Genomic DNA, 6,281 nt, shown 5'->3' on the forward strand with positions numbered 1-6,281 from the left:
CCCCCCCCCCCCCCCCCCCCCCCCGCTCCGGACCCAATCGGAGGAACTAAACATGCTCGATCTGATCAATGTCAGCTATGACACGCAAATCCCCAACAATGTCGGGCTCAGCTCGGACAAGCGGGTTCTCAAGGCGCTGGAGAAATGGCACCCCGGTTACATCAACTGGTGGTCGGACCTGATCCCGCAGAATTTCCAGCAATCGCTGGTCTATCTGCGCACCGCGGTCTCGGTCGATCCCAAGGGCTGGGCGAAGTTCGACTATGTGAAGATGCCGGAATACCGCTGGGGCGTTCTGCTTGCGCCGCAGGTCGAGGGGCGCACCATCCCCTGTGGCGAGCATATCGGCGAGCCGGCCTGGCAGGAAGTGCCGGGCGAATACCGCAACCTGCTGAAACGCCTGATCGTGATCCAGGGCGATACCGAGCCGGCATCGGTCGAACAGCAGCGCTTCCTCGGGCTGACCGCGCCGTCGCTTTACGACATGCGCAACCTGTTCCAGGTCAACGTGGAAGAGGGCCGTCACCTCTGGGCGATGGTCTATCTGCTGCACAAGTACTTCGGCCGCGACGGGCGCGAAGAGGCGGATGACCTGCTGTTGCGCTCCTCGGGTTCGGAAGAGGCCCCGCGCATGCTGGGCGCCTTCAACGAGGAAACGCCGGACTGGCTGTCGTTCTTCATGTTCACCTATTTCACCGACCGCGACGGCAAGATGCAGCTGGAAAGCCTGGCGCAATCGGGGTTCGATCCGCTGAGCCGCACCTGCCGCTTCATGCTGACCGAAGAGGCGCACCACATGTTCGTGGGCGAAACCGGGGTCGGCCGCACCATCCAGAAGACCTGCGAGGTGATGAAAGAGCACGGCATCGAGGATCCCTATGACATCGACAAGATCCGCAGTTTCGGCGTGATCGACCTGCCGACGATCCAGAAAAAGCTGAACCTGCATTACACGCTGTCGCTGGACCTCTTTGGTCAGGAGGTGTCGACCAACGCCGCCAATGCCTTCAACGCGGGTATCAAGGGCCGCTACATGGAGCACCGGATCAAGGACGACCACAAGCTGACCGAGGATACCTACAAGGTCTGGGATCTGGTCGACGGCAAGCTGGTGCAGCACGAGGTTCCGGCCCTGACCGCGATCAACATGCGCCTGCGCGATGATTATACCCGCGATGCCGCCGGCGGTGTGACCCGCTGGAACAAGATCATCGAAAAGACCGGCGTCGCCTTCGAGATGAAGCTGCCGCATGAATCGTTCAACCGCAAGATCGGCGTCTTTGCCGAAAAGCTGTTCGATCCCGAGGGCAACCTGGTGTCCGGTGCCGAGTATGACGCCGGCATGAAGGAGTGGCTGCCGACTCATGCCGACGGCGATTTCATCCAGTCGCTGATGAAGCCGGTGACCGAGCCGGGCAAATACGCAAGCTGGATCGCCGCGCCCAAGGTGGGCATCGACAACAAGCCGGGCGATTTCGAATACGTCAAGCTGCACATGGCGTGATCGCCTTGGTGTCCGGTCCGGTTCTTGCCGGGCCGGGCGGCCCGCAGCCGCTTTGATGGTCCGGGGGCAGACGTGGTAGAGTGGGATTCGGGGCGGCGCGGTCCCTCCCTTTTGCTCACCCGCCTGCCGGGCAAACATCGTATCCTGAACGGAGCCTCTGCCATGAACATCAGCAGGACCAAAGCCGAAACGCCCCGTCTGAACGATCTGTCGGTGGAGCTGTCGCATCTGCATGGCCCCTGTGTCGGCTGCAGCGATTGCATCGGCCTGTGCGGGGCCCTGATCGACGCCCTGATGATCCCGGACGTGATCCTGAGCAAGAAGCGCGAGAGCCAATGAACAAGCCGCTGAAACAGCACCTGATCGACCCTGAAATCTGTATCCGCTGCTACACCTGCGAAATGACCTGCCCGCTCGAGGCGATCGAGCATGACGACAACAACGTCGTGGTCGACGCGTCGAAGTGCAACTTCTGCATGGATTGCATCCCGGTCTGCCCCACCGGTTCGATCGACGAATGGCGCGTGGTGAACACCCCCTATTCGGTCGATGAGCAATTCGAATGGGCCGAACTGCCCGCGCAAGAAGATATCCAGGCCCCCGGCGGCGAGGCCGAGACCGGGATGGAGGCGCTGGACGAGGCGATGGCCGCACTGCTGGCCGAGGCCCACGCCGGTGCCGGCGGCAAGGCAAAAGCACCCGCCTCGGCGTCCAAACCGACGGTCAATATGTATAACCTGGGCAAACCGGCCGAGGCGACGGTGCAAGGCAACTACCGCCTGACCTCCGGGGACTCCGACAGCGACGTGCGCCACATCATCCTGGATCTGGGCGGCCTGCCGTTCCCGGTGCTGGAGGGCCAGAGCGTGGGGATCATCCCGCCGGGCACCGATGACGCGGGCAAGCCGCATCTGCCGCGCCTCTATTCCGTCTCCAGCCCGCGCGATGGTGAACGGCCGAACTTCAACAACCTCTCGCTGACGGTGAAGCGCGAGGAGGGCGGCCTTTGCTCCAACTACGTCTGCGATCTGAAGAAGGGCGACAAGGTGAAACTCACCGGCCCGTTCGGGGCCACCTTCCTGATGCCCGAGGATTCGCAGGCGCGTCTGCTGATGATCTGCACCGGGACCGGCTCGGCGCCGATGCGCGCCTTTACCATGCGCCGCCAGCGCACGGTGGGGGCGAAATCGGGCGGCATGGTGATGTTCTTCGGCGCCCGCACACCCGACAGCCTGCCCTATTTCGGACCGCTGAACAAAGTGCCCGAGGCGTTGCTGAAGAAACACCTGGTGTTCTCGCGCATCCCCGGAGCCGACAAGGAATACGTGCAGGACCGGATGAGGATCGAAGAACAGGCGGTGGCCGAGATGATCGCCGACCCGAAAACCCATATCTACATCTGCGGGCTGCGCGGCATGGAGGAGGGCGTCGAAAAGGCGCTGACCAATATTGCCGAAAGCATCGGCCAGCCCTGGGGCGCGCTGCGCGATACCATGCGCGACGAGGGCCGCTATCACGTGGAAACCTACTGAATGAGCGATACAGGCGAAGGGGGCCAACCCCCGTTCGAGCATGAGATCCGCGTGACATGGGCCGATTGCGACCCGGCCAGGATCGCCTATACCGGGCGGCTGCCCGATTTTGCGCTGAATGCGATCGATGCCTGGTGGGAGCATCACTTGGGCGGCGGCTGGTATCACCTTGAGCTGGACCTCGGGATCGGCACGCCCTTTGTCCATCTCAGCCTGGATTTCGTCTCGCCGGTCACGCCACGTCACCGGTTGATATGCAAGGTCTGGCCGAACAAGCTCGGGACCAAGTCGATCGGGTTCCGTGTGGACGGCTACCAGGACGGCGTGCTGTGCTTCAGTGGGCGCTTCGTCAATGTCTTCACGACCTCCGCGACCTTCGAATCCCGCGCCGCGCCCGCGAATATCCGTGAGATGGTCGAGCCGCTTCTGCGTTCCGAACAAGAGCCTGTTTCCGCAGGATAGTGCAGAGACCGGCACTGAATCAGGCAAAAGGGTTTGAATCCGGCCCAAACCCGCTTTAGGTTTGTGCAATATTTTTCATCATCGGCCGGCGGCATGACCGAAATCACAAACTTCCGCGGTGAGGCGACGCCGCAATCCAAGGCGACCCGGCTCGATGCCGAGGTCTCCGCGCTGATTCAGCGCGTGGGCGAGCGGGTGCGCCGCGCTCGGGAGCGCAAGGGTATTCCGCGCCGGGTGTTGTCGGACATGTCCGGGGTTTCCCCGCGCTATCTGGCGCAGCTCGAGGCGGGCGAGGGCAATATCTCCATCGGTCTGCTGCAGCGGGTCGCCGTGGCGCTCGATCACCGGATCGAATGGCTGGTTGGCGAGGAGGACCCGTGGAACTCCGACGCGCTGCGGGTGGCCGACCTGTTCCGCAGTTCCAGCCGCGATCTGCAACAGGCGATCCTGCGCCGGCTGAAGCCGGAGCCGGCCGAGACCCTGCGCGGGCATCGGATCTGCCTGCTCGGGTTGCGGGGGGCCGGCAAATCGACGCTGGGTGCGCTGGCCGGGCAGGCGCTGAACATCCCCTTTGTCGAGCTCAACGCCGAGATCGAGGAACAGGCCGGCATGCCGGTCGAAGAGGTGATGGCGCTTTACGGGCAGGAGGGATACCGAAAGCTCGAGGCGCAGGCGATCAGCCGGATCATCGCCACCCATGACAGCATGGTGCTTGCGGTCGCGGGCGGCATTGTCGCCGAGCCCGAGACCTACAACCAGTTGCTCGGCCATTTCCACACCGTCTGGCTCAAGACCACGCCGGGCGAGCACATGTCCCGCGTCCGGGCACAGGGCGACGAACGTCCGATGGCGGGCAATCCCGAGGCAATGGAACAGCTTCGCTCGATCCTGACCAGCCGCGAGACGCTCTATTCCCGGGCGCGGGCGCAGCTCGACACCTCCGGACAGACGGTCGAGGCCTCGCTGGCACAGCTTCTGGCGCTGATCGAAGAACGCAAGTTCCTGGGCTGAGCATGGAGCGCGCCCTGATCGTCGGCGCCGGGCCTGCCGGGGTCACTGCCGCGCAGCTCTTGCGGCGGGCAGGATACGCGGTGGCGCTGGCCGAACCCGATCCGGACACAGCGCGACGGATGCGCGACATGCTGGCGCAATCCGGGCTGGACCTGCCAGTGCAGGACGGGCCGGGCGATCCGGCGGGAACGGGCGTTGTGGTCGAGGCGCTGGAGGAGGAGCCGCATCTGCGCGAGGGCATCCTGCGCGAGTTGTCCGCAAACGCCCCCGCGGAGTGCCTGATGTTCTCCACTTCGCTGTCGCCGCTTTCCGGTCGGGTTATCGGGTTTCGGATCTATGCCCCGGCGCACATGCGCAACCTGATCGAGATCGCGCCGGGGCCGCAGACCCCGGAGCCGCAGGTCGCTGCCGCCTTTTCCCTTGCCCACGCCATGCACAGACAGCCGGTGATCGCCCGCCATGACCGCGCCTCGATCGGTACCCGGCTGATGCGGCGGTTGTACGAGACGGCGGACACCATGTTGCTGGGGGGGGCCATTCCGCATGAGCTGGACGAGGCGATGGTCGCCTTTGGCTGGGACATGGGGCTCTACGAGGCGCAGGATCTGACCGGCCTCGTCGCGGCCTATGCCGACCGCAAGGCCCAGGCGCGGGATCGTGACCCTGAGCGCCTTTATGTCCCGATCCAGGACCGCATGGTCGAGGAGGGGCGATTGGGTAAATCGGCGGGTGTCGGCTGGTATCGCTATCCCGGCGGTGGTGGTGCGGTGATCGACCCTCTGGTCGAGGATCTGGTGCGCGAAGAGGCTTGGTTTGCCGAGGTCAGCCCGCGTAGCTTCGGCGCGGAAGAGATGCAGGAACAGCTGGTGCTGGCGCTGATCCACGAAGGCGCGACGATGCTGGCGGACGGCACCGCAGAGACAGCGCGGGATATCGACACCGTCAGCCGCGAGGGGCTGGGGTTTCCGGCGCGGCTGGGCGGCGTGATCGCCCATGCCGACGCCCTCGGCGTGGACCGGGTCGCTCAGGCGCTGACGCCGCTGGCCGTGGAGGACCCGGTGGTCTGGACACCGCCGGAACCGATCCTGGACTGCGCCCGCACCGGGCGGCTGCTGGCGGAGTGGCGTCCCCTCAAGCGATGAGACTGCGTCGAGGTCCGGGAGCCTCCGGCGGGAGTATTTCCGGCCTTATGTATCAAACGCACCACGGGTGCGGCAGCGCCAGCCGGAGGGCTGAGCGGTGATTAGGTTGCTAGTTGCTGCGATTATTTCTGCTGGACATCCGCATTTCTCCATTGGTGCTGTTAGTCCCAGTCAGGGTGAATCTCCAAACCGTCCAGTGCCGCTTGCGGAACACATCTCGATATTCGAGGTACCCGCAGGGCTTTGTTGCGCAAATCGGTTGAGGGGATTCAACTCGTGAATCCAGCGTGATAGCTGGAGGGCATGAACAGCTGGGCGCCAACGAAGTACAAGACCGCGAACTGGGCTTCGTACAACACCGCAGTGAAGCAACGCGGATCGCTTTCGATCTGGTTTGATCCCGGGATGATCCGGGTGCCGCCGCCGAGCGGCAAGCGTGGTCGACAGCAGCAATTCAGTGACGCGGCGATCCAGACCTGTTTGACCGCGGCCCGGCAGGGCAGTGTGCAACACTGTCGCGAGAGGGGATGAAAATCCTGTTCGGGATGCCACTCCGGCAGACCACGGGTTGCGTGGAACGCCTCCTGCGGCTTGCCGGCCTGAACTGGGCCGTAGCAGATTTCAGCACCC

General features: G+C 64.2%; 6 protein-coding genes and 1 pseudogene. All 7 read left to right on the top strand.

Annotated elements, in window-relative coordinates; genetic code table 11:
• Nucleotides 1-52 precede the first annotated feature (52 nt).
• Nucleotides 53-1,504 carry a benzoyl-CoA 2,3-epoxidase subunit BoxB gene (gene boxB / locus P1U75_RS07320; protein ID WP_300241554.1) on the top strand — a complete coding sequence of 484 codons (1,452 nt, stop codon included), beginning with the start codon at nt 53-55 and terminating at the stop codon, nt 1,502-1,504.
• Between the two features lie 162 nt (nt 1,505-1,666).
• On the top strand, nt 1,667-1,843 hold the full coding sequence (locus tag P1U75_RS07325; protein WP_300241557.1) for a hypothetical protein: 177 nt from the start codon (nt 1,667-1,669) through the stop codon (nt 1,841-1,843).
• Nucleotides 1,840-3,036 carry a benzoyl-CoA 2,3-epoxidase subunit BoxA gene (gene boxA / locus P1U75_RS07330; protein WP_300241559.1) on the top strand — a complete coding sequence of 399 codons (1,197 nt, stop codon included), beginning with the start codon at nt 1,840-1,842 and terminating at the stop codon, nt 3,034-3,036. Before P1U75_RS07325 ends, boxA begins: the two co-directional genes overlap by 4 nt.
• Nucleotides 3,037-3,498 (top strand): thioesterase family protein, encoded by a 462-nt coding sequence (locus P1U75_RS07335; protein ID WP_300241562.1) that lies wholly within the window; start codon nt 3,037-3,039, stop codon nt 3,496-3,498. It abuts the gene before it with no gap.
• Between the two features lie 93 nt (nt 3,499-3,591).
• Nucleotides 3,592-4,509 carry a helix-turn-helix transcriptional regulator gene (locus tag P1U75_RS07340; protein WP_300241565.1) on the top strand — a complete coding sequence of 306 codons (918 nt, stop codon included), beginning with the start codon at nt 3,592-3,594 and terminating at the stop codon, nt 4,507-4,509.
• A gap of 2 nt (nt 4,510-4,511) precedes the next feature.
• A complete protein-coding gene (locus tag P1U75_RS07345; protein WP_300241567.1) occupies nt 4,512-5,651 on the top strand; it encodes a 3-hydroxyacyl-CoA dehydrogenase family protein in 1,140 nt (379 codons plus the stop codon).
• A gap of 303 nt (nt 5,652-5,954) precedes the next feature.
• A pseudogene (locus P1U75_RS07350) lies at nt 5,955-6,281 on the top strand (transposase); the annotation flags it as partial.

The sequence above is a fragment of the Antarcticimicrobium sp. genome (genome assembly GCF_029212575.1).
GTDB lineage: Bacteria > Pseudomonadota > Alphaproteobacteria > Rhodobacterales > Rhodobacteraceae > Antarcticimicrobium.

Coding starts and splice junctions, on each gene's coding strand:
- boxB (WP_300241554.1), top strand. CDS start 53: ATGCTCGATCTGATCAATGTCAGCTATGACACGCAAATCCCCAACAAT.
- P1U75_RS07325 (WP_300241557.1), top strand. CDS start 1,667: ATGAACATCAGCAGGACCAAAGCCGAAACGCCCCGTCTGAACGATCTG.
- boxA (WP_300241559.1), top strand. CDS start 1,840: ATGAACAAGCCGCTGAAACAGCACCTGATCGACCCTGAAATCTGTATC.
- P1U75_RS07335 (WP_300241562.1), top strand. CDS start 3,037: ATGAGCGATACAGGCGAAGGGGGCCAACCCCCGTTCGAGCATGAGATC.
- P1U75_RS07340 (WP_300241565.1), top strand. CDS start 3,592: ATGACCGAAATCACAAACTTCCGCGGTGAGGCGACGCCGCAATCCAAG.
- P1U75_RS07345 (WP_300241567.1), top strand. CDS start 4,512: ATGGAGCGCGCCCTGATCGTCGGCGCCGGGCCTGCCGGGGTCACTGCC.